Here is a 24284-nt window from a genome sequence, read left to right on the forward strand (position 1 = left end):
AGGCAAATTAGATTTATGATACTATTGCTTTTACTATTCCTACAAATAGAATTGAAGGCGGAACTTGGAAAGGAATTTATTAATAAAAAACTTACTATCGGAGACCCATTTGAAATAGCTGTTGTAGTCTCTATACCTGCAAATAAAAATATTTCTGAACCGTTTGTTGATTCTATTGGGCCATTTGCAATAATTGACCAGAAGCATAAAATAATGCAGGAAAAAGGAATAGCAAGGCATTATTATCGTCTTCGGGTTTCAGCATTCAATACCGGTGAATTAAAATTCCCGCCATTAAAATTCCTTTTAAAAGAAAATTCAAATATTGATACAATCCAGACAAATCCAGTTGATATAAAGATTGCAAGCGTTCTCCCCGAAGGGATGAAAGATATAAATGATATAAAAGAAATGATAGAATTTCCCAATCCATTGCCAGTAATATTTCTAATAATTGTTATCTGTGCGGGCGTGATTGCATTTTTTGGAACAAAGTTTTATAAAAGATTTAAACAAAAAAGAATTTTTGAAGAACAGAAAATTCCCTGCTGGGAAAGGGCGTTGAATGCGGTAGATGCTTTAATCAAAGAAGATTTTATAAATAAGGGAATGGTGAAAAAATTCTATTATACATTGACCGAAATATTGAAACGCTATCTTGAAGAGAGATTCAATTTTCCTGCGATTGAACAGACTACGACTGAAATCGTCCAGAGTATGAGGAACTTAAAGTTGCCTATGCGAGATGAGTTTCGTGACTTATTTCAGTATGCAGATATGGTAAAATATGCCAAATTTATTCCCCCGCAAGAGGCAACCGAAGATATTGTAAATAAATCTAAAGAACTTATTTTAAAGACCATGCCTGAAGATAAAGGAGAAAAGGAATGAGGTTTGCCAATCCATTATATTTTCTTCTATTTTTGCCTGTTGCTGGATTGATTTACTGGGAATTAAGAAAAAGAAAGGGTGCAATTAAATTTTCTGATACCGGCTTTTTCAAAAATTATAAAATGGGAAACATATTCAAATATTTTTCTATTGCTTTGAATACCCTGATTTTAATTCTCATTGTAATAAGTCTTGCCCGGCCACAGAAAGGTAGGGTATATGAAGAGAGTGAAACCAGGGGAATAGATATTATGCTCTGCCTTGATATCTCCGGGTCAATGCAGGCAGAAGATTTCAGCCCCAAAAATCGTCTTTATGTGGCAAAAGAAAAGGCGAAAGAATTTATCTCAAAAAGAACCGGCGACCGTATTGGATTGGTAATTTTTGCAGTGACTTCAATGACCCAGTGTCCACTCACAAGCGACCATAAAATTTTGCTTGACTTGCTTGATAGAATAGATTACGGAATAATCCAGGATGGAACTGCAATTGGAATGGGACTGGCAACAGCAGTAACACGATTGAAGGATTCAAAGGCGAAAGAAAAGATCGTGATACTGCTGACTGATGGAATAAATAATGCGGGCGAGATTGACCCTATCACTGCTGCAAAACTTGCCCAGGCACATAATATAAAGGTCTATTGTATAGGTGTCGGTTCAAAAGGACCGGTGCCAATTCCTGTTCACCACCCAATCTATGGGAAAGTCTATGTTCGGGATGAAGTTGACCTTGATATGAAAACACTCGAAGAAATATCCGTATTGACGCAAGGCAAGGCATTCCTTGCTACCGATGCCCAGGCATTAAAGACTATTTATGATGAGATAGATAAACTTGAACCTACAACCTTTAAGGTATCAAAATATACTGTCTATTCAGAAAAGGCACAATCATTTATGCTCCCAGCAATTATCCTCTGTTTTGCATCTTTTTTTCTTTCAGTTACCTTCCTAAGGAGACTGCCATGATTAAATGGGCAGAACCAAGATATTTATATTTATTCTTTTCAATACCAGCGATGATACTCGGTTTGATTCTGCTCTACATTTATAAAAGAAACGCACTAAAAAAATTTGCTGATAACAATTTAATACCGATTTTAATAGAATCATTCAATCCAAAGTTGTATTTGTTGAAATCAATATTTTTCTTACTCGGTGTTTCATTTTTAATTGTGAGTTTTGCCCGCCCAAAATGGGGCGAAAAATTGCAGATATATAAAGGGAAAGGAATTGATATAGTAATTGCCCTTGATGCATCAAAGAGTATGTATGCACAGGATATTAAACCATCAAGGATTGAAAGGGCAAAACAGGATATTGCCTATTTGCTTGATAATCTTGGAACCCATCAGGTCGGCATAACTGCATTTGCTGGGGATTGTTATGTGATGTGCCCATTGACAACTGATATTGATGCCGCTAAACTATTTCTTGATATAATTGAGCCGAATATGATACCAAGACCAGGAACAAACATTGCAAGGGCAATTGAAGTGTCTTCTTCATTGTTTAATCCGAAAGAAGAAACACATAAGGCATTGATTCTTTTTACCGACGGGGATAATCTTGAAGGAGACCCAATGCCTGCGTTAGACAGGGCGATTGAACAGGGAATAAAGATTTTTACTGTTGGAATCGGGACACCTGAGGGTGCACCTATACCTGAATCTTCAACCGGTGGGGTTGTGTATAAAAAAGATAAGGATGGGAATATCGTTATGACCAGGCTCGCAGATAGGTTATTGTTACTCATTGCCCGTGCATCAAATGGAAGATTCTTCAGGACCGAAGGACCATATATTGAAAGGTTGATTGGTGAATTAGATGCGATGAAGAAAAAAGAATTCGGTGGTGGTGAATATGTGCAATTAGAAGAAAAATATCAATATTTTCTGATTTTTGCATTTGGCTTTATATTTTTAAGTATCTTCTTGAGTGATAGGAGAGGAAGGTGGGTATGATTTCAAATGCCAAATGCCAAATTTCAAATGTCAACCCGCATCTCAACCCCAACTTGATAATCAAGGTATCCTTAGTATTAATAATATTCTTTTTACCCCTTTATGCTGATGTCGGTTCGCTGATGCGCAAAGGCAATGGTTTGATGAGAAAACAGAAATACGAAGACGCCCTGAAAACTTATGAACAGGCACAGGTTCTTGAACCCGATAATATTAAAATTCACTATAATATGGGACGGGCATTATACAAAATGGAAAAATATCCTGAGGCGATAAGTGAATTTGAGTTAGGATTATTGACAAAAGACAAAAAATTCCAGGCAAATACATTTTATAATATCGGCAATTGTAAATTCAAACAGGGTGACCTTGATGGAGCAATAAATGCCTACAAATCTGCATTGTTATTAAATAACAGAGATATCAAAGCAAAGGAAAATCTTGAATTCTGTCTGAAATTGAAAGAACAATTAAAAAATCAATCCCGGGGTGATTCTACGAAACAGCAACAACAGCAACAAAAGCAGGAACAACAACAGCCCCAGCCGCAGATGCAGAAGCCAGAGATGTCACAAAAAGATGCGAATCGTGTTCTTGAGGCATTAAAAGATAAAGAGAAAGAAGAGCGAAAAAAGCAACAACCTAAACCCCAGTTAGAGAAAGTGGAAAAGGATTGGTAAAAATGAACATATATCCCATATCCCATATCCCATATCCCAAACAATATAAAAATCATAAATTCCAAAAAATAATTTGTCTATTGATAATTTTTCTATTAATTCCATTAAATGTATTCTCTGCAGAATTAAATTTCGTGGCTTCGGTTGATCGCACCACTGTTGGATTGGGCGAAACTTTTACACTTAATGTCTCAGTAAGCGGAGAGAACATCGGTGGAGTCCCGTCACCTAAATTGCCGGACCTGCCTGATTTCAATATCCTGGGACGTTCATCTTCACAATCAACGAATATAAGTTTTATCAACGGTAAAATGACCCAGCAGACCACAATCACATTCATCTATACACTCAGCCCTAAAAAACTTGGAAAATTCACAATCGGTCCCTGCAAGATTGAATATCAAGGAAAGACCTATGAAACACAATCAATTGAAATTGAAATAGTTAAAGGGACAACCCAAACTACTGCACCACCAACCTCAACACCACCGAGACCAAGCGGTTCACTGGAAGGTGGAATATTTCTGATGGCGGTGCCCAGTAGGAGGGATGTATATGTAGGTGAACAGATAAATGTAGAATTTTATCTATATACACGGTATAACCTTGATGACCTCAATCCCACAAAATTACCTTCTTTTAATGGTTTCTGGTCTGAAGCAATTTATGATGCTGACCAACTCAAGTATCAGAAAAAAACATATGAAGGCAAGACATATTATGCTGCACTACTTAAAACAGTTGCTTTATTTCCGATAACATCTGGTAATCTGACAATTGACCCGATGGAAATGGTTGTTACGGTGATAAAACCACCAAGGGATTTCTTTGATTTCTTTGGCACAGCCCAGAGGATTACGATCGCTTCACCACCAATAACAATAAATGTCCGTCCCCTGCCTGAAGAAAACAAGCCCGATGATTTCAGTGGTGGTGTTGGTAATTTCACAATGAATGTCAGGGTTGACCGTGATACATCAAATCAAGGTGAGCCAGTAAATTTAATTGTAAAAATCAGCGGAACAGGAAATATAAAACTTATAGATAAACCATATCTACCATCTATTCCCAATTTAAAAATCCTTGAGCCTGAGATAAAATTGAATCTTGATAAATCAAGTGAAATAATAAAAGGAACAAAAGAATTCAGATTCCCTTTAATCCCGCAAATGGATGGTGAACATATAATTCCGGAAATAAAAATTTCGTATTTTAATACTAAGACAAAGGGCTATGAAGTTCTGAAAAGCGAAAAGTTGAAATTCATTGCCACAGGCGTAGTCAAAGGTTCTATTGTGACCGATGTGGGCGGAATGAAGATATTAGGAAGTGATATACGGTATATCAAATGTGATAAAAATACTATAAAGTCCGAATCAGAAAATCCCTCAAAATTTTATCTCTTATTATATCCAATCTCAATCCTTCTTTTTGGGATTGCCTTTCTATACCAGAGGCATCAGTCAAGATTAATGCAGGACCGCGCCTATGCAAGAAGATTTATGTCCGGCAGACTATTCAAAAAACGTTTTCAGGAAGTGGCGGTTTACCTTAAAAAGAATGACCAGAAAAATTTCTATGGTGCACTTTCAAAGGCAATAATCAACTATATCGGTGACCGGTTCAATCTTGATACCGGTGCCCTTACAACCGACCAGTTAAAGCAAGAGCTATTCAACAAAGGATTGAAATCAGCACTTATTGAAGAACTTTTTGAGATAGTAAATAAATGTGACACAATCGCCTATTCTCCAATCTCAAGCACAGATTTGCCAATGAATGAATTATTTGAGAAGACAAAGAAACTTATGGAGAGTCTATGATTATTTTGATATTTGCTACATTTGCTGAAGTTGTTCAGTTATATAATACTGGGAATAAATATTATGCCGAAAACAATTTTCAATCTGCGATTGAATGTTATGAAAATGCTCTAAAGATTTGTAAAAATAAAGACATATATTACAACCTGGGAAATGCATATTTCAAAACCGGCAGGCTTGGCAAAGCGATTATCCAGTATAGAAGGGCATATTTTTTGAATCCAAGGGATGAAGATATATTATATAATATCAATTTTTTAAGAAATTTTAGACCCGACAAAATAACAACCATACCCAATCCGTTCTTTCAATTTCTGGACCGATTTTTTCATTATTTTTCTTATAAAGAAAGCAAGGGCCTTTCTGCGATTACCTTTCTACTCATTTCAATCTTTTTGTCTATATTTTTAATAAATCGAAATAAAGTCTTTTTCTGGCTCAGCATTTTCAGTTCATTACTCTTTATCTATTTTCTTATAAGTTCAGGTTTGTGGCAGTCTGAAAAGAATTCAAATGCAGCAGTTGTTGTAGTTAGCGAGCTAAAGGCATACAGCGGTCCCGGAGATGAATACAAAGAGATTCTTGTAATTCATGATGGAACCGAAGCACGGATTCGTGAAGAAAGGAATGGCTATTATCTAATCCAGTTACCCGGTGGAATTGGTGGCTGGGTAAAGACCGATGGTATTGAAAGGATTTTTGAGTGAAAAAAGTTATCGTCCATAGACGCCATCTGAACCATCCCTGGATATTTTCAAATGAGATAATAAAGACCGAAGACCCTTCACCTGGTGAGGTAGTCAAAGTAGAAGAAAGAAAAAAAGTTATTGGTTCAGGATTTTATAATCCACATTCTTTAATATCAGTCCGACTTTTTTCTGAAAAAGAAGAGAATTTCTCAAGAGAATTTTTATTGAATAGAATTAAAAATGCGCTGACACTTCGTTCTGATTTAAGAGAAAGCTACCGGCTTATATACAGTGAAAGCGATGGATTACCTGGATTAATAATTGATAAATATAATAAGTATTTTGTCGTTGAAATAAATTGCCTTGGAATGGATAAACAAAAAGATTTAGTATTTAATGCATTGAAAGAATTGTTCAATCCCGAAGGTATCTATGAAAAATCTGATGAAAATCTGCGCAAACTTGAGGGACTTGGCATTGAAAACAAAATAGTTTATGGAAAAATTCCTGAATTTGTAGAAATAGAACAGGATGGAATAAAATTTTTTGTAGATATAATAAATGGTCAAAAGACTGGATTCTTTTTTGATCAGCGTGAGAATCGGCAGAAAATTGCTGAATTTGCCACAGGCGAAATACTTGATTGTTTCTGCTACACAGGTGGATTCTCTTTATATACATCAAAAAAAGGAAAGGCACTGGGTATTGATTCATCAGAAAAGGCAATTGAGACCGCAAAAAAGAATGCCCTTTTAAATAATCTTGAATGCAGATTTGAGTGTGCAGATGTCTTCAAAACTCTGCGCAAATTCTACAACGAAAATAAAAAATTTGATACAATCATCCTTGATCCGCCTTCTTTCACTAAGTCAAAAAAGAAAAAATTTGAGGCACTTCGTGGTTATAAAGAAATAAATTTAATGGCAATGAAGTTACTGAATGAAGGTGGGATATTATTTACTTCGTCTTGTTCCTATCATATCTCCAACGAGGAATTTTTAAATATGCTCCGCGATGCAGCAAAAGATGCAAAAAAGCATTTTATAATAATTCATCAGGGTAAACAGGCGAAAGACCACCCGGTATTATTAAATTTTCCTGAAAGCAATTATTTAAAGGCTTATTTTTTAAGAGTTATTTAAATACTTCTATTTCATTACTTCTTTTCTTGAAAAATCTCTCTTCAAAGCAAATTCACTGATGTCGTAAGGGGGTTTTCCGGTTGTGATCAATTCCGCTGTTATGTATCCTATTTCCGGGCCCAACATAAATCCATGGCCACAAAAACCACCAACTACCCATAATCCTTCAATGTCTGTCTTATCAACGATTGGGTTTCCATCCGGTGTCATCTCATAACTACCTGCCCACTGCCTGATTATCTTCAAATTCTCAAGTTTTGGTATCAACCGCGCCATCCTCCGTCCCATTTCACTTATAAATTCAAAAGATGAACGGACATCCGTTCCTGGCACATTCGGAATCGGTGTATAACATCCAATGATACTGCCCTGTTTTGCTTTTTGATGGAAATAACATCCGTCAGGGCGATAATCAACAATCATTGGTTTGAAAAAAACTTCTATTGGTTCGGTAATCAAGGATTCATGCCGTTCCGGAAATACCGGAATATCAAGCCCAAGGTGTTTAGAGAATTCCCTTATGAATGGACCTGTTGCATTTACTACAATTGGTGCGTAATATTTTGCATTATCAATTGCAGTAACTGAAACAACCTTATTCCCTTCAACATTTATTGTCTTAATCTCGCAATGGGTAAATATCTTCCCTTTTTCCTTTATCTTTCTTGCATATCCATCAACTACTAAAAATGGATTTGCCTGACCGTCAGATGGGCAGTATGCACCACCAAGTAGACCTTCGGTATTTATGCCCGGAACAATTTCTTTTATTGCTGGCACATCCACATACTCTACATCCAGCCCCATACTTTTCTGCAATTTTATCAATTGTTTATAGGTCTTTTCTTTCTCTTCGCTGTGCGCCAGAAACAGATACCCATCCTGTTCAAATTCCACATCTACGCCCAGTTCATATTCCATTACTTTAAATTTCTTTACCGACTCCATCGCCACTTTAATACTCAATTCGGTTGAATACTGCTGTCTTATTCCACCAATACACCTGCCTGTAGAACCCGCGGTAAGATATTCTTTTTCAAAAAGATAGACCTTTAAACCCTTTTTTGTGAGATAATAACCTGTAGCACAACCGATTATACCACCACCGATTATTATGGCATCTGCAGTGTTATTCATTAAAATTTTAAATTTTTAGGTATTTTGGTATTTCCCAAACTTTAGGCATTTTGGACTTTTAGGTATTTAGGCATTTTTTATAAACCGTACATTGCGACTATTTCGTCTTTCTTCTTTCCGAGAATTTTGTATTTTTCTCCGACCTTTTTAAATGCCTCAATTGCCTTATCAAGATGTTCTTTTTCATGGACTGCAGAAATCTGAACCCTTATCCTTGCCTGTCCCTGGGGAACAACCGGGAAGAAAAATCCAACAACATATATACCTTCATCGTAAAGGTCTCTTGCCATATCCTGCGCAAGTTTTGCATTGTAGAGCATCACCGGTACTATTGGATGGACTCCTTCTTTAATGTCAAATCCTGCCTCTTTCATTTTCTGCCTGAAATATTTTGTGTTCTCTTCAAGTTTATCTCTCAATGTGGTTGTGCTGCCAATGATATCCATCACTTTATTTGCCGCAGCAACTACAACCGGTGGAATTGTATTGGAAAATAAATAAGGACGGGCACGCTGTCTGCACATTTCAACTATCTCTTTGCGTCCACTCACACAACCACCACTTGCACCACCCATTGCCTTTCCCAGTGTCGTGGTTATTATATCAATCTTCCCTACAACACCACAGTGCTCATGCGTTCCTCTACCATTCTTACCAAGAAAACCAGTGGCATGTGAATCGTCCACCATTACCATTGCATCATATTTTTCAGCAAGCTCGCAAATTTTATCAAGTGGTGCAATATCGCCGTCCATAGAAAATACACCATCGGTGATAATCATACGGAACCGACAATTTTGTGTTTCCTGAAGTTTTTCTTCAAGATGTGCCATATTCAAATGTTTGTAGTTATATAATTGGGCCTTACAGAGTTTCATGCCATCAACGATTGAAGCATGAACAAGACGGTCTGCAATCATTGCATCTTCTTTATCAAGAACAACATCAAAAACACCAGCATTGGCATCCATACAGGATGGGAATAAAACCGTATCTTCAGTTCCTAAAAATTCTGTAAGTTTTTTCTCCAGTTGTCGGTGTATATCCTGGGTTCCGCAAATAAATCGCACCGAAGACATGCCATAACCACGATTTTCAAGCCCTTCGTGCGCTGCCTTTATAACTTCAGGATGGCTTGAAAGACCAAGATAATTATTCGCGCAGAAATTTAAGACTTCCTTGGGTGGTGAACCAGTAGGATATTCAACTTTAATTACTGCCGACTGTGGAGATGCGATATACCTTTCTTCCTTAAATAAACCCTTTTCCCTTATTCCCTTCAGTTCATTCGCAAAAAATTCTCTTACTTTATCGCTGAAGGCCATTTAATCCTCCCCATTAACCATCAAGTTTTACAAATTCACCAAGGAGTTTAATAATGTTATTAACCGTATCAAATGCCTCGGTTGTCGCCTTTTCATCAGGTATCTTTATATTAAATTTTTTCTCAAGGAATGTTTTTAGCGAAACCATTGAAAAGGAATCAACAATCCCGCTTGATATAAGGGGGGTGTTTTCCGTTATCTCCTGGTCTGAATCCTCATCCAGATACTCTTTTTTCACATAATCTATTATTAATTTTTTCAAATCTTCTGCCATTTTTTCCTCCTTCAAAAATTTTTAATCATTCTCTAATGTTGATATATCACCTATCTCTTCACCCCATTCTTTTGCCCTTAATAATCTGCGCATTATTTTGCCACTCCTTGTTTTGGGGAGTGAATCCACAAATTCAATCTCTTGTGGCATTGCCAGGGGTGAAAGTTTCTTCCTGATAAAGTTCATTATATCAAGTTCAAGTTCATTACTGGGTTTGTATCCGGGTTTTAATGCAACAAATGCTTTTACCACTTCCATATTGACCGGGTCGGGCTTACCCACCGCTGCTGACTCAGCAACCGCCGGATGTTCAAGTAGTGCAGATTCAATCTCAAATGGTCCGACAAGATGTCCAGCGGTATTTATTACATCATCATCCCTTCCCACAAACCAGAAATATCCTTCATTATCAAGGTATGCACGGTCACCACATATATACCAGTTATTTTTAAATTTTTTATCATAAGTCTCTTTATTATTCCAGTAAGCCCTCATCATTGATGGCCAGCCAGGTTTTAATGCAATCAATCCGATTGAACCCGGCGTATTTATCGGCTCGTAATTTTTGGGGTCCACTACCGTCGCAACAATCCCGGGAAATGCCTTACCCATAGAACCCGGCTTAATCTTCATACCCGGATAATTTGATATAACAATCGCTCCGGTTTCGGTTTGCCAGTATGAATCATGGAAAGGTAAACCAAATACCTTCTCTGACCAAATGACTGCCTCTGCATTCAATGGTTCACCAACACTTATTAAATGGCGTAAAGATTTCAAATTGTATTTCTTCACAATCTCTTCGCCCTCTTTCATTAAAAGTCTGATTGCGGTTGGTGCGGTGTACCATACCGTGACTTTATGTTTCTCAATGAATGCATACCATTTTTCGGTGTTGAAACCAATATCATAGACAACCTGGGTGACACCATTTGACCAGGGACCGATTATGCCATAAGAAGTACCTGTTACCCATCCGGGGTCTGCGGTACACCAGTATATATCATTCGGTTGAAGGTCCAGGACCCATTTTGCGGTAATGTATTGAGCAATGATAGAAGAATGAACATGCAATGCGCCCTTGGGCTTTCCTGTCGTCCCGGAAGTATAATGTAATACCGAGGGGGTCTCTCTATCCGCAGGATAGATATCAAATTTATCCACACGCTGATAATCGTCCATACTGAATGCTATTTCTCTCTCTTCAAGGGGCTTTCCTTCATTGTGCAAGACAATAATGTATTTCAATTCCGGAAGTTGTGTTTTAATCTTACGAACCTTTGACAAATGCTTACGTGTGGTTAAAATTGCGGTTGTCTTAGCATCATCAAGCCTGGTAAACAATGCCTCTTCACCAAATGCCGAAAACAACGGTTGAACAATAAATCCTGCCTTGAGTATGCCAATAAATGATATGTACAATTCTGGTATGCGATCCATAAAAATACAAACCCGTTCACCTTTTTTTATCCCCAAGGAAGTCAGGAAATGGGCAAATTTATTGCTGTTTAATCTTATATCTTCGTATGTGAAATGCCTGATTTCGCCGCTAAAACCCTGCCAGATCAATCCTAATTTATTGCCCAAACCGAGTTCGCATATCCTATCGCTACAATAATAACCGATGTTATACATTCCGTTTTTGCCAAAATCAAGTTCCTGCTCACTTAATTTCCAATCAAAATTTTTATATCGTTCATCGTATGAACCAATATTGGACATTTAATCAACCTCCTGTTTTTTCTTCAATTATTGCAATTCCACAGGCATATTTTTTTGAATTGCCTGTTCCAATATGTATATAGTTTTTACTATCAGAAATAAATTTTTTAAGTGGCTCGGTCACATTTACTTGTTTGTTCTTCAATTCTATATTTTTAAAAAAGAATCCAAAATATAGCCCGATGCCAAGTGCTTTCAAAATCGCTTCTTTGATGCAAAACTTTAAGCCTGCAAATATACGATTTTTTTGAATTGATTCCAATTCGCTGGTTGTAAAAATTTGATTAAAAAAATCTTCAGAAACCTTTGAAAACCGGGTCAATTCAATCAGATCAATGCCAATACCCTTTATCATTATCTCAGGGATATAGTAGTATTTTACCGCAATTCCCGCTTTCCATCAATTCCATTCCTTTCTGAAACTCTTCAAGCCGAAAGCGATGGGTAATTATTGGTTCAAGATCAATTCTTCCTGAGGCAAGAAATCTCGTTGTTTTATACCAGGTTGAGAACATCAATCTTCCATTTATACCTTGTATCGTGAAGTATTTAAATACAATCTCCGCAAGATCTATTTTCAAAGGTTTGTCCGGTATCCCCAAGATTGAAAACTGTCCTCCAGGTCTCAAAGCCTTAAGTCCTTCAGCAATTGCACTTTGATTGCCCGACATCTCCAGCACAACATCAACACCTTTGCCATTCGTATTTTGCATAATTGTTTCTATGATCTTGTTCTTCTTTGGGTTCAATACAAGATCCGCCCCGAGTTTTTTAGCAAGATGCAATCTGTATTCATTTACTTCGGTCGCAATGATTTTAGTGGCACCACAGCTTTTACAAACTGCGATAGACATCAACCCAATCGGACCACAACCGGTTATCAAAACAGTATTTCCAGCAATCTCACCGGCAAGAACCGTGTGGATTGCGTTACCTAAAGGTTCCATAACCGATATATAATCTTTTGGAATTTTATCCTCAATGACCCAGGCATTGTTTGCAGGAACAACAGCATATTCAGCGAATACCCCGTCTATGTCAACACCAAATATCTTTACATTCTCACAGATATGGGCAAGACCATTGCGGCATAAAAAACAATATCCACAGGCGATATGGGTTTCGGCAGAAATAATGTCGTCTTTCTTTATATTCTGAACATTCGCACCAACCTCAACCACCTGACCGCATAATTCGTGACCCATTATTTGAGGTATCTTCCTTATGCGCTTCTGTGCCCAATCATTCCACTGGAAAATATGAAGGTCTGTCCCGCAGATTGAAGTTGCTAAAACTTTTACCAGGACCTCGTTGGGTCCTGGTGTTGGGACTGGAACATCTAATAATTCTGCACCCGGCTCAGATTTTGTCTTAACGACTGCCTTCATTGTTGTCATAGACAATTATAATAAAAAAATACCCAAAGTCAAGATTACTTTGCTACCTCGGTTGCGCGTGTCTCCCTTACCACTGTAACCTTTATTTGACCTGGATATTGAATCTCTTTTTCAATCCTGCGGGCGATATCGTTTGCAATATTTGTTACCTCTGTATCAGAAATAACACCTGGGTTTACCATTACCCTAACTTCTCTACCCGCCTGAATTGCATAAACCCTTTCCACACCATTGAAAGAAGAGACGAGATCTTCAAGCGCCTTCAGTCTTTTTATATAAGCCTCTATCGTTTCCCTTCTGGCTCCAGGTCTTGCACCTGAAATTGAATCCGCTATCTCAACGATAAAGGCATAAGGGCTATTTGGTTCGACTTCCTCATGATGAGCGGCAATTGCATTGACAATCACTTCACTTTCATTAAATTTCGCAGCAAGCTCGGCTCCGATCTGGGCATGGGGACCTTCCATTGTTATATCTGCAACCTTCCCCAGATCATGCAGTAACCCTGCCCGCTTGGCAATTATCGGGTCAAGTCCTAACTCCTGGGCAATAAGTGAAGAAAGGTATGCAACTTCTTTTGAGTGTTGCATGAGATTCTGTCCGTAACTTGTACGGAAACGCATTTTACCGAGGTGGCGGGCAAGTTCTGGGGCAAGACCGATTATCCCCAATTCAAGACAGATTTCCTCTCCGGTATTTTTTATTATAGTTTCTATCTCTTTTTGGGCACTTTTTACAACTTCCTCAATCCGTGCGGGATGAATTCTTCCATCCGAAATTAATTTTGACATTGCAATTCGTGCGACTTCTCTTCTAATTGGATCAAAACAGGAGAGCGATATCGTTTCTGGTGAGTCATCAATTATTACTTCAACCCCGGTTAAATTCTCAAATGATCGGATATTTCTACCTTCTCTACCGATGATTCTTCCTTTCATTTCTTCCGAAGGGATTGAAACTACTGATATAGTTGTTTCCATTGTATGACTTGTCGCACACTTCTGTATTGCCTGAAGAATGATCTCCCGGGCAGTCTCTTCAGCCTTTTGACGTGCCTCTTCTTTTATGCGATTAAGTAGTGCCGCTGCCTCATGTCTTGCCTCTGCCTCTAAATTTTTCATTAACGAAGATTTGGCTTCTTCTTTTGAAAGATTGGCAATTTTTTGTAATGCTTCGGTTTCTTCTTTTATTAACTGATCAAGTCTTTCTGATTTTACCTGTATTATCTTTTCCCGATTCTGGAGATTATGCTCTTTATTCATAAGCTCTTTCTCTTTGTCAATTATCAATCGTTCCCTTCTCTCCAGACTATTTTCTTTCTCTAATAACCGTCGCTCGGCTTTTTCAATTTCCCTTCGGCGGTTCAAAGTTTCTTTTTCAAAATTTAATTTTTCTTGATACCAGTGTTCTTTAGCGGCGATTTCGGCAGATTTACGATAATTTTCTGCCTCTTTTCTGGCATCCTCAATTATTTTTCTTGCTTCTTCCTGGGCACCTAAAATTTTTGCCCGATTGTATTTAAGGTAAAAGAAAACAACAAAAATTGCTTCTAAAGCCAATATAACTATGGCAATTATTAGCACTAACATGACAACCTCCTCCCCGGGACTGAGCTAATCAGCCCTGGGTAATTTCTTTAAAGTCCCCGCGATTGCCGTGTGGGAAAAAGTCTCTGAACCCAAGGTTAAAGTGGGCGCCTGTCAACTACAGACAAGTCTGTAGCCAAACTTGGCTCCCTAACGATGGGTGTTGGCTCAAGACTTAATGCCCATCACGAGCATCGCAGGGAACGAATTAAGTAACAGCCTCGTCAATTTTGAGGATTAATGAATTAATCCTCTGTTCTAATTCTGAAATTTTTTTATTTAAATGTTCTTCTTTTTGCAAAAATTCATCCACCAGATTCAAACAGGCAAGAACTGCGATCTTGGTGGTTGACGGTAAGGGAAATTCACGATGAATATCCCTCATTTTTTTATCAACTATTTCGGCAATCTTCTTAATCCGTTCCTCATCAATATCCTCGGATGTTATTCTGTAGTCATTTCCGAAGATATTGACCAACACCTCATTTGTATGACCCTTCTTCAAGTTCACTCCTAAATATTATTAATAAAAATAACCATATATTACAGGGTCATCGTGTCTATCTTCTCAATCAAACCATCAACCTTTCTCTTAACTTCTTCTTCTTTCTCTTTCAATTGCCTGTTCTCTTCTTCAAGTTCAGTTATTCTTTGCTTAAGTTCATTGATTAAGTTAATCATTCTATCTATCTTTTCTTCAAGTCTTGCTATCCCGTTCAATTTGTCTCCTTTGTTCTTAAAATTGCTTTGAAGTTAATAGTTACTTCATTTATTATTTTGTTTATAAATCTATCAACCTCTTCATCTGTAAGTGTTCTATCCGGTGCCTTAAAATAAAGTCGGAAACCAAGATTCTTTTTACCTTCAGGTAGATTTTTCCCCTTATAGTAGTCAAAAAGTATGACCTTTTCCAATACCGGTCCTGCAACACGAACAATAAAATTCTTTACCACCGGCACTTCTACGTTCTCATCAAAAAGGAATGCGAGGTCTCGGATATTCGCGGGGAACTTTGGAGGTGGATTATAGAATGGTTCACTAACAAGAGAGAGTATCCTGTCGATTGATATCTCAAAATAATAAAATTCGCGCTCACAGATTTCTGAATCAATGGCACCCAAATAACCAAGTTCCCGATCAGAATGTACAATCTTGACCGACTGGTTGAACCCTTTTATTTGATGGTGTTGAAATTCTATTTCTTTTATCCGCATTGCTTCAAAGATCGTCTCCACCACACCCTTGGCATCATAGTAATTCAGTTTCTGATTGGTATTTTCCCAGAAATTAGGGTAGCGTTCACCACCCATTATCGCACCGAGCTTCCTTTCCTCAAATGGCTCGGCATTTAAAAGCACATTACCAACCTCAAAGAGTTTAAGTGAATAATTACCCTTTGAAAGATTGTAATGGACTGTATCAAGAAGACCCAGAAATAGAGTGGGTCTTAATGCATTGAACCGTTCATTCAACGGGTTCTTTAATTTCACAAACCCACTGTATCCAAGATTTTCAAGTCTTTCGCTGGATACAAGTGAGAGATTATAGGTTTCACTGAAACCCAGCCCTATCATATAGGACTTCAGAAATTTTATAAAATTTCTACCCTTATCATATATTTTTGTAACTCCCCAACGTGCTGGTGGGACATCAGGTATATTCATATAACCATAGATTCTTGCTACCTCTTCATAGATATCTTCTTCAATCTGGAGGTCATATCTATAATGGGGAATCTTTGCCCTCAACTGATTTTTGCCCGATACCTTTATCTCACATTTATCAAGAAGGTTTTTTACCTCCTCGGATTTAAGATTTAAAGAAAGTATTGTATTAAGTCTACCAAGAGAAAATGAAACAATCTTTTGTCCTGCCTTCTTTCCTACGCTTACAAAATTTGTCTCTTTTGCCCCAGCAGAACTTTTGAACCCTTCACCGGTTATTCTTGAGACTTCATCAACCATTGATAAATCCGCACCCCTTTCAAATCTGATTGAAGCTTCAGTCTGTATTCCAAGTTTTCTTCTTGTATGCGCTATTCTTCTCGGATTGAAATATGCACTCTCAAGCAAAATCCGTTTGGTTGCATTTGTAATTTGGGAAGACCTCGCCCCGATTATTCCAGCAAGGGCAATCGGTCCATTTTTATCAGCAATAACAAGGTCATTTTCATCAAGTTTAAAAATCGTCCCTTCAAGGGTCACAAATTGTTCATTTTTTTGTGCCTTCCTAATTATCACCGGCAATTTAAGCAAATCAAGATCAAAAGGATGGAGTGGCTGACCATATAACAACATATTGATGTTCGTGATATCAACCACATTATTTATCGCATTCATACCCATACAATAAAGGCGCCATTTAATTGAGAATGGTGAATCTGAAACACGAACATCCTCAAAAATCCTTGCTGTATACCTTGGGCAACCATCAGTGTCAAGTATCTTTATCAGCGAATGGTCAGTATGGTTTATTTGCTCAAGATTTTTGTCTTTGAAACTAAATTTTATCCCGAGACCAATACTGAATTCCCTTGCCAGTCCAATCACCGATAAAAGGTCAGGACGATTTGTGCCCACCTTTATATCAAGCACAAGGTCATCAAAATATTCACTGAAATGTGCCCCTTCCTTCCCCTTATCCAAAACAATAACCCCTGTTGATTTTTCAGCGATACCAAGTTCTTCCTCACTGACCAGCATCCCATTTGATTTTACGCCATCAAAATCTCTTTCACCAACGACCTGGTCTTTGAACTTCTTTCCTGCCGCCACAACAAAAATGTAGTCATTTAATCTAACATTCGTTGCGGAAGTGACTATTTGCTGATGGGTTGTTGTTTTTATATCAAGAATATTCAAATTTTTAAGGGTGGGGTGGGGTATAATCTTCAAGATTTTGCCTATGACAATATCACCGGGACACAAATTCTGTTGTTCGCTTATTTCCAAACCAAGATTATTCGCCACTTTATTTAGCGATTTCAATTCTAATTTTGTATTGAGAATTTCCTCAAGCCATTTAACTGACACTAACATTACTACTCCTGTTAAAATTGTTCAAGAAATCTCATATCATTATTATAAAAAACCCTGATGTCATCAATTAGATATTTGATGATCGCCACGCGCTCAACACCCATACCCAGTGCATAACCGGAATATTCTTTCGGTGAGATTTTGACATTCTTTAAGACCTGAGGATGAACCATTCCGCATCCCAAGAGTTCAAGCCAGCCCGTATTCCCGCAGACCGGACAGCCTTCCCCCTGGCATACTGAGCAGCTTATCGCAAGTTCACCCGAAGGCTCGGTAAATGGAAAAAAGCTCGGCCGGAGCTCATATTTTGTCTTTGGACCAAAGATATGTTTCACAAATTCACCGAGCAACCATTTCAACTCACCAAATGAAACTCCTTTATCAACATAAAGCACCTCAACTTGATGAAATACCGGTGAGTGACTCGGGTCAAAAGGATCAAATCTGTAGCATCTTCCCGGACATATTATTTTTATTGGTGGTTTTATCTTCTCCATGACTCGGATTTGAACCGGCGATGTATGACTCCTTAAAAGTAATTCATCAGAAATATATAAACTTGAAAAATTATCCCGTGCCGGATGGTCTTGTGGTATATTCAACGCCTCAAAATTATACCAATCGTATTCAATCTCAGGTCCTGATGCCACAACAAAACCGAGGTTTTCAAAGAAAGATTCAATTTCGTCCTGGATCAATGAAAGAGGATGTCTATGTCCTACATATCCCATTCTACCCGGCAACAATGGGTCAAACTTTGGTGTTTGAACCTTAGTAAATTGATTTTGTTTCTGATTTAAAACTTCTGTAAGTTGGGATTTTAAAAGATTTATCTCGTTACCAAATCTTTTTCTCTCTTCCATTGGAAGATTCACGAGCTCTTTTATGAGTTCATTAAGAATGCCTTTTCTACCCAGAAAACGAATCCTGAATGACTCAAGGGTCTTTGCATCTTTAATATTATTCAACTCGTTTTCAATCGTTGTTTTAACTTCACTAAGCTTCTTTTCCATATTATAAATCTATGCCTTCACCTGTTATTTCATTTTTTTACAAACTTCAATTAAAGAATTAAATTCTTCAGGATGTTCGTAGGCAAGCATTGCCAAAGTCTTGCGGTCAATATCTATATTATTCTTCTTTAACGAGTTAATAAACTCGGAATACTTCAACCCCTGTTGTCTTAAAGCTGCATTTATCCTCGTTATCCATAATGCCCTGAAGACCCTTTTCTTTTTCTTTCTTTCTCTATAAGCAGAGAGCCACGCCTTCATCACCTGCAACCTTGCAGTTTTGTAAAGGCGGTGTTTTCCACCCCAATAACCACGGGCTGCCTTCAACCATTTCTTTCTGCGCTTTCGCGTATAAGGTCCGGTTTTTACTCTTGGCATTTCGTCTTCTCCTTTCTTTTAATATTAAAATGGAGAGCCTGAAATCTTTAGAATTCAGACTTTACCAGATATTATAACCAAATTAAAATTTCTGTCAAGTGCCGAGTGATTAAAAACGGCACTAATTATTTAAAATCTTTAAATTTCTTTAAATCTGCCTTAGATACAGGGGTCAATTTTGAAAGCCTTCTTTTCCTTTTCCGCGTTTTTCCGGTAAGAAGGTGCCTTTTCCCTGATTTCCAACGTAAAATTTTACCGCTTTTTTTAATCTTTACCCTTTTTAACCAACCCCTTTTTGATTTAAGTTTACTCATTACCTGTTCTCCTTTTTTGAGGAATCAGCGTCACAATTATCACCTGTTCTTCTTGTTTGGGTGGTGATTCTTCACGGGCTATGTCCTTCAAATCATTTACCACCCTTTCAACAAGATTCATACCCAGGTGCGAATGGAGCAATTCCCTTCCCCTTAATCTCAATTTTACCTTTACCCTATCACCTTTTTCCAGAAATTCTTTGATTTTATTCAACTTCACCTGATAGTCATGTTCGGATATCTTCATTGATAATCTCATCTCACGAACCTGGGTCTGGTGTTGATGTTTTTTTGATTCTCTTTCCTGCCTTTTCTTTTCATAGACATATTTACCAAAATCCATCAGACGGCAAACCGGTGGTTGGGCATCTGGAGAAACCTCAACCAGGTCAAAGCCCCTTTCTCGGGCAATGCGCAGGGCAATTGCAATATCAAAAATGCCCATATATTGGCGGTTCTCATCCACCAGTTTTACCTTTTCTGCCTTTATTTCATTATTAACCTTTGGTAGATTTTTAATCTTCTCCTCCTTGTTCTGAATCACATAAATTAAAAAAATCTTTTAATTTCATTTCACCAAGGTCTCCGCGACCTCTTTTTCTAACTGAAATGGTCTTCTTCTCAGCTTCTCTTTGACCGATGACAAGAATATATGGAATCTTTTTGACCTCTGCCTCTCTTATACGATAATTTATCTTCATAGACTTGCTGTTAAATTCGGTTCTAAGCCCGTGTTTCAAACACCGCTGATACACATCTTTTGCGTAAGTTGATTCTTTATCCGTTATCGGCATCACAACGACCTGGACCGGTGCAAGCCATAGCGGGAATGCACCGGCATAATGTTCAATCAATGTTCCAATAAATCTTTCAAGAGAACCATATAATGCCCTGTGTATCACAACAACTTCTTTATGCTGACCTTTTGCATCCATATATTCAATGTTAAACCTTTTCGGTAGGTTGAAATCAAACTGAACCGTGGTAGCCTGCCAGGCACGCCCAATTGCATCAAGGATGTTGATATCAATCTTTGGGCCATAGAACACCGCCTCACCAATCTGGACCTTATATTGAAGATTTACCTTCTTCAACGCTGAGATAAGTCCATTCTCTGCCCTCTCCCATTCTTCATCTGAACCCATAAATTTCTCTTTATTCTTAGGGTCGCGCACCGAAAGATTCACCTGGAAATCCTCAAAACCAAATTTTTTGAATATCGTAAGGGTCAATTGCAGAATTTTTACAACTTCCTCTTCAATCTGGTCGGGGCGGCAAAAAATATGAGCATCATCTTGAGTAAATCCTCTTACCCTTAAAAGTCCATGTAGTGTCCCTGACAGTTCATTTCTATAAACCGTAGCAAGTTCCGCATATTTTATTGGTAATTCCTTATAACTCCTGACCTTTGATTTATAAATTAATATATGGCCGGGGCAGTTCATAGGTTTAAGCACATATTCCTCATTCTCAACCGGTAAAGTGAACATTTTATCACGGTAATATTCATAGTGTCCTGATATATGCCAGAGATTGCTCCGGGCAATATGCGGGGTCATTATCAATTCATAACCGTTCTTTAAATGCTGTTTTATCCAGTATTCTTCAATCAATTTTCTTATAATAGTCCCTTTGGGATGCCAGAACACAAGCCCTGCACCTGCCTCTTCAAATATTGAAAAGAGTTCAAGTTCAGTTCCTAATTTTCTGTGGTCTCTTTTCTGTGCCTCTTCAAGTTTTCTCAGATAACTCTTCAACTGTTCCTGGGAAGTGAATGAAATACCGTATATTCTTGAAAGCATTGGCAAACGAGAATCACCCCGCCAGTATGCACCGGCAACGCTCAGGAGTTTAAAAGCCTTTACCAATCCGGTTCTCGGAATATGCGGACCCCGGCAGAGATCAACAAACTCTCCATTACGATACAAGCTTATTTCTTTATCAGGAATTTCTCTAACAAGTTCAACCTTATAATTTTCGTTGCGCCTCGTGAAAAATTCAATCACTGCTTCCTTAGTCATCACAATCCGTTCAAATGGAATATTTTCTTTTATGATTTCTGTCATTTTATCTTCAATCTTTGCAAGCTCTTCATTCGTGAAAGGAGTCGCGCGGTCAAAATCATAATAAAACCCCTGGTCAATTGCAGGACCTATCGCAAGTTTCGTATCTGGCCACAATGATTTAACTGCCATTGCCATTATGTGAGAAGTTGAATGCCAGAATATCTGCTGACCATCGGGTTCACTAAAACTGACTGGCTCAATTTCACAGTTTTGGTCAATTACAGTACTTAAATCCTTCAATTCACCATTAATGCGTACCGCAATACAATCATCATCCTTTATCAATTCCGACGCCTTAATACCTGGCTCAACTTCCATTATACTATTATTCAATTTGACTTTTAACATCGCTCAATTATAAAGCATTTTTTAATTTTGTCAATGGGCTCAAACACTATTTCTTATTGAATCTTCTAAAAATGGACAATTATTCAACATTTTTCAGCCCGTATTTTAAATGTTGATTTTTAAAAATATTTTATGAGGTAAATAGTCTTTTATGCCCCTCAACTATGCGTTGTTCAAAGGGTGACTCACGAATGACCCTTAATTCTTTTTTTGCATTATAAACAATCTCCTCCGCCCTATTATTCTTACCATATATATATTCATACGCACGGGCACCAGCAATCTTCCCTTCAAGCATCGCAGTTGAAGCCTCTTCTATTGAGGCGAGGTCACCAGCGACAAAAATATGCGGCCTTGATGTCTGGAGGTCCTCATTATAATATGGAACATTACCCCCCAGATCAGGTACATATCTTATATCACAGCCTGCTTGATATAATAGTTCACATAGAGGAGATAAACCAACCGCAATCAAAATCATATCACAATCAATGATTTGCTCTTTCCCCCCAATACATTCAAATTTATCATTGACTTCGGTAATAACTGCCGATTCTACACAATCCTTTCCCCTTGCCTCAATAATCGTATGTTTCAGTAATATAGGCACACCTGCCCTTTTTATCTTCGCAGCATGAACATAGTAACCACCGATTTTAGGCAAAATTTCAATTATCGCAGCCACCTCAACACCTGCCTGCAGGAGTTGGTAAGGAACAATCAAACCGATATTACCCGAGCCAACGACCAATGCCCTTTTGCCGGGAACAACACCGTAAACATTCATCATGGTCTGAACTGCTCCGGCACCATATACTCCAGGCAGGTCGGCATTTTCAAAGGCAAGCATATTCTCACTCGCACCAGTTGCAAAAACATAGCTCTTTGCCTTCACCTGAAGCAATTCATCATTTTTCAAAACTCCCAATGAATCATCGTCATAATATCCAATCACAGTAGCATTTAACATTACATCAATACCTAATTGATAAACATGTTCACTAAGAATTTTTGCAATATCAATTCCCCTGACGCCGCAATAATGTTCTTTTGAACCGAAGAACTTATGGGTTTGTTTTATTAACTGACCCCCGAGGACGGGATTGTCATCTATTATTAATACTGATGCACCAAGTTCTTTTGCAATAATCCCTGCATTCAGACCAGCAGGACCACCGCCTATTACGCAAATATCAACCATCCAGCCGTCCCTTTCCTTTTTGCCTTCTCACCCGCATTCCTTCTTTTAAAGGTTCCATACACACCATTACATTTGCTCTGCCATCAACTTCCATAAGACAAGAAGAACATTTGCCGACTGCACAGAAGAATCCCCTGGGTCTGTTGTATTTCTCTGAGTATCTCAAAATTCTTATTCCTGCAGCGTGGAGCGCAGCTGCAATCGGGAGTCCCTCATATCCTTCAAGTTCTTTGTCTTCAAAATAAAATTTTACTCTTCTACCCCTTTTGAATTGTAATATCGGATGTTCAGTTATATATCCTTCCATTATTATTTAAAATAATTCACTGCATTTTCAAAAATTTTAAACCCATCGCCCTTTTCGTTGAGTTTCTTTCTTGTATGGAGTGGGTGTTGTAAATAAGAAATATGACGCTCAGGATGGGGCATTAATCCAAGTATCCTACCGGTCTTATCAGCAATGCCTGCAATATTCATAACTGAACCATTGGGATTATATGGATAGCCACCGAGTCTTCCTTTTTCATCTACATATTGGAATACAATCTGTTCTTCGATTTTCTTTAGAATTTGCCTGTTTTTTACAACAAATTTACCTTCGGCATGGGCAACAGGTAATGAAATTATCTTATTTATGCCTCGTGTGAATACCGAACGCTCCGGGTAAACTTTCAAGTCTACCCAACGGTCCTCAAACCTTTCAGAATCATTGGTAATCAAACTAACTGTCTGTTCAATGAAATAACCATCAAAACCGGGTAGTATACCTGCCTTTACAAGCACCTGGAAGCCGTTACATATACCTAAAATTAGATTGCCTTTTTCAATAAACTTTAAGATTTTGTCTTTGAGTTTATATTTTATCTCATTTGCCAGAATCTTTCCAGCACTTATATCATCCCCATAGGTAAAGCCGCCAGGGAATACAAGGATTTTGTAATTCAAAAGATTTTTGTTTTTTATCTCATCTATATAAACGCGTTCTGCATGCGCACCCGCAAGTTCAAATGCATAGACCGTCTCAAGGTCGCAATTTGTTCCTGCTGCGCGAACAACAAGGGTTCTAATCTTCATTCTTTTAAAGAAACATAAATAGTTCTTCTTTCCCGTCTGAATTTTATTTTGTCTTCACGCGCCAGCCATCCGAGCCCCATATAAAACATATTTATCGGCAAACCCGACTTTCTCATCAATCTTGTTATTACCATTTCTCCTTCTTCTTTGAGTTTCTTCCATATATTGCCCGCAGCAAAACCGATATCAGAAATCATAGTTCCTCCTGTTTTATAAAATT

26 protein-coding genes and 1 other RNA gene are annotated in these 24284 nt (G+C 37.9%); 7 read left to right on the plus strand and 20 right to left on the minus strand.

The genetic code is table 11. The features are described from left to right. Positions 1-15 precede the first annotated feature (15 nt). Genes ABIL69_02115 through ABIL69_02145 form a run of 7 tightly spaced genes read left to right on the plus strand, consistent with a single transcriptional unit; the run spans position 16 to position 7191 of the window. Positions 16-891 (plus strand): hypothetical protein, encoded by an 876-nt coding sequence (locus ABIL69_02115; GenBank protein ID MEO0122782.1) that lies wholly within the window; start codon positions 16-18, stop codon positions 889-891. Further along, a complete protein-coding gene (locus ABIL69_02120) occupies positions 888-1862 on the plus strand; it encodes a VWA domain-containing protein (GenBank protein ID MEO0122783.1) in 975 nt (324 codons plus the stop codon). The genes ABIL69_02115 and ABIL69_02120 overlap by 4 nt, the downstream gene beginning before the upstream one ends. Continuing rightward, a complete protein-coding gene (locus tag ABIL69_02125) occupies positions 1859-2857 on the plus strand; it encodes a VWA domain-containing protein (protein ID MEO0122784.1) in 999 nt (332 codons plus the stop codon). Before ABIL69_02120 ends, ABIL69_02125 begins: the two co-directional genes overlap by 4 nt. Beyond that, positions 2854-3537 (plus strand): tetratricopeptide repeat protein, encoded by a 684-nt coding sequence (locus ABIL69_02130; protein ID MEO0122785.1) that lies wholly within the window; start codon positions 2854-2856, stop codon positions 3535-3537. Before ABIL69_02125 ends, ABIL69_02130 begins: the two co-directional genes overlap by 4 nt. Positions 3538-3539: 2 nt before the next feature. Next, positions 3540-5360, plus strand: coding sequence for a BatD family protein (locus tag ABIL69_02135; GenBank protein MEO0122786.1), 1821 nt, complete (start codon positions 3540-3542; stop codon positions 5358-5360). Next, positions 5357-6067, plus strand: a complete 711-nt coding sequence (locus tag ABIL69_02140; protein MEO0122787.1) for a tetratricopeptide repeat protein — start codon at positions 5357-5359, stop codon at positions 6065-6067. Before ABIL69_02135 ends, ABIL69_02140 begins: the two co-directional genes overlap by 4 nt. Then, the gene (locus ABIL69_02145) at positions 6064-7191 is read left to right on the plus strand and encodes a class I SAM-dependent rRNA methyltransferase (GenBank protein ID MEO0122788.1); all 1128 of its coding nucleotides are present in this window, start codon (positions 6064-6066) and stop codon (positions 7189-7191) included. Before ABIL69_02140 ends, ABIL69_02145 begins: the two co-directional genes overlap by 4 nt. A 6-nt stretch (positions 7192-7197) precedes the next feature. On the opposite strand, the gene ABIL69_02150 is transcribed toward ABIL69_02145, so the two are convergent. The 20 genes from ABIL69_02150 to ABIL69_02245 form a co-directional block, all read right to left on the minus strand. Beyond that, entirely contained in the window at positions 7198-8328 is a 1131-nt protein-coding gene (locus tag ABIL69_02150; protein MEO0122789.1) for an FAD-binding oxidoreductase, read from the minus strand. A 77-nt stretch (positions 8329-8405) separates the two neighbouring features. Continuing rightward, a complete protein-coding gene (gene kbl, locus ABIL69_02155) occupies positions 8406-9653 on the minus strand; it encodes a glycine C-acetyltransferase (GenBank protein MEO0122790.1) in 1248 nt (415 codons plus the stop codon). A gap of 13 nt (positions 9654-9666) precedes the next feature. Then, positions 9667-9927: an acyl carrier protein gene (locus tag ABIL69_02160; protein ID MEO0122791.1), complete on the minus strand. Its 261-nt coding sequence runs from the start codon at positions 9925-9927 to the stop codon at positions 9667-9669. Positions 9928-9948: 21 nt separating this feature from the next. Further along, the gene (gene acsA / locus ABIL69_02165) at positions 9949-11649 is read right to left on the minus strand and encodes an acetate--CoA ligase (protein ID MEO0122792.1); all 1701 of its coding nucleotides are present in this window, start codon (positions 11647-11649) and stop codon (positions 9949-9951) included. Positions 11650-11653: 4 nt separating this feature from the next. Beyond that, positions 11654-12004 carry a 4'-phosphopantetheinyl transferase superfamily protein gene (locus ABIL69_02170; GenBank protein ID MEO0122793.1) on the minus strand — a complete coding sequence of 117 codons (351 nt, stop codon included), beginning with the start codon at positions 12002-12004 and terminating at the stop codon, positions 11654-11656. Positions 12005-12008: 4 nt separating this feature from the next. After that, on the minus strand, positions 12009-13046 hold the full coding sequence (gene tdh, locus ABIL69_02175) for an L-threonine 3-dehydrogenase (GenBank protein MEO0122794.1): 1038 nt from the start codon (positions 13044-13046) through the stop codon (positions 12009-12011). Between the two features lie 35 nt (positions 13047-13081). Then, on the minus strand, positions 13082-14635 hold the full coding sequence (rny, locus tag ABIL69_02180; GenBank protein ID MEO0122795.1) for a ribonuclease Y: 1554 nt from the start codon (positions 14633-14635) through the stop codon (positions 13082-13084). Positions 14636-14684: 49 nt separating this feature from the next. After that, positions 14685-14838: non-coding RNA, 6S RNA (ssrS, locus tag ABIL69_02185), on the minus strand. A 2-nt stretch (positions 14839-14840) separates the two neighbouring features. Next, complete coding sequence (locus tag ABIL69_02190; GenBank protein MEO0122796.1) at positions 14841-15137, minus strand: cell division protein ZapA; 297 nt, start codon at positions 15135-15137, stop codon at positions 14841-14843. A 38-nt stretch (positions 15138-15175) separates the two neighbouring features. After that, entirely contained in the window at positions 15176-15352 is a 177-nt protein-coding gene (locus tag ABIL69_02195; protein ID MEO0122797.1) for a hypothetical protein, read from the minus strand. Next, positions 15349-17670: a phenylalanine--tRNA ligase subunit beta gene (pheT, locus tag ABIL69_02200; protein MEO0122798.1), complete on the minus strand. Its 2322-nt coding sequence runs from the start codon at positions 17668-17670 to the stop codon at positions 15349-15351. The genes ABIL69_02195 and pheT overlap by 4 nt, the downstream gene beginning before the upstream one ends. 11 nt (positions 17671-17681) lie before the next feature. Continuing rightward, positions 17682-18683, minus strand: a complete 1002-nt coding sequence (pheS, locus tag ABIL69_02205; protein ID MEO0122799.1) for a phenylalanine--tRNA ligase subunit alpha — start codon at positions 18681-18683, stop codon at positions 17682-17684. Between the two features lie 24 nt (positions 18684-18707). After that, positions 18708-19061, minus strand: coding sequence for a 50S ribosomal protein L20 (gene rplT / locus ABIL69_02210; protein ID MEO0122800.1), 354 nt, complete (start codon positions 19059-19061; stop codon positions 18708-18710). 125 nt (positions 19062-19186) lie between these two features. After that, the gene (gene rpmI, locus ABIL69_02215; GenBank protein MEO0122801.1) at positions 19187-19375 is read right to left on the minus strand and encodes a 50S ribosomal protein L35; all 189 of its coding nucleotides are present in this window, start codon (positions 19373-19375) and stop codon (positions 19187-19189) included. Next, complete coding sequence (gene infC / locus ABIL69_02220) at positions 19368-19919, minus strand: translation initiation factor IF-3 (protein MEO0122802.1); 552 nt, start codon at positions 19917-19919, stop codon at positions 19368-19370. Before infC ends, rpmI begins: the two co-directional genes overlap by 8 nt. Further along, positions 19891-21789: a threonine--tRNA ligase gene (gene thrS, locus ABIL69_02225; GenBank protein ID MEO0122803.1), complete on the minus strand. Its 1899-nt coding sequence runs from the start codon at positions 21787-21789 to the stop codon at positions 19891-19893. The genes infC and thrS overlap by 29 nt, the downstream gene beginning before the upstream one ends. A gap of 130 nt (positions 21790-21919) precedes the next feature. Next, positions 21920-22990, minus strand: a complete 1071-nt coding sequence (locus tag ABIL69_02230) for an NAD(P)/FAD-dependent oxidoreductase (protein ID MEO0122804.1) — start codon at positions 22988-22990, stop codon at positions 21920-21922. After that, the gene (locus ABIL69_02235; GenBank protein MEO0122805.1) at positions 22983-23297 is read right to left on the minus strand and encodes a (2Fe-2S)-binding protein; all 315 of its coding nucleotides are present in this window, start codon (positions 23295-23297) and stop codon (positions 22983-22985) included. Before ABIL69_02235 ends, ABIL69_02230 begins: the two co-directional genes overlap by 8 nt. Positions 23298-23299: 2 nt before the next feature. Further along, positions 23300-24064: a phosphoribosylformylglycinamidine synthase I gene (gene purQ, locus ABIL69_02240; GenBank protein ID MEO0122806.1), complete on the minus strand. Its 765-nt coding sequence runs from the start codon at positions 24062-24064 to the stop codon at positions 23300-23302. Next, the gene (locus ABIL69_02245; GenBank protein ID MEO0122807.1) at positions 24061-24261 is read right to left on the minus strand and encodes a winged helix-turn-helix domain-containing protein; all 201 of its coding nucleotides are present in this window, start codon (positions 24259-24261) and stop codon (positions 24061-24063) included. The genes purQ and ABIL69_02245 overlap by 4 nt, the downstream gene beginning before the upstream one ends. Positions 24262-24284: the final 23 nt, after the last annotated feature.

This window comes from candidate division WOR-3 bacterium, from assembly GCA_039802005.1.
In the GTDB taxonomy this organism is placed as follows: Bacteria; Hydrothermota; Tepidihabitantia; order SM23-42; family JAOAFX01; genus JAOAFX01.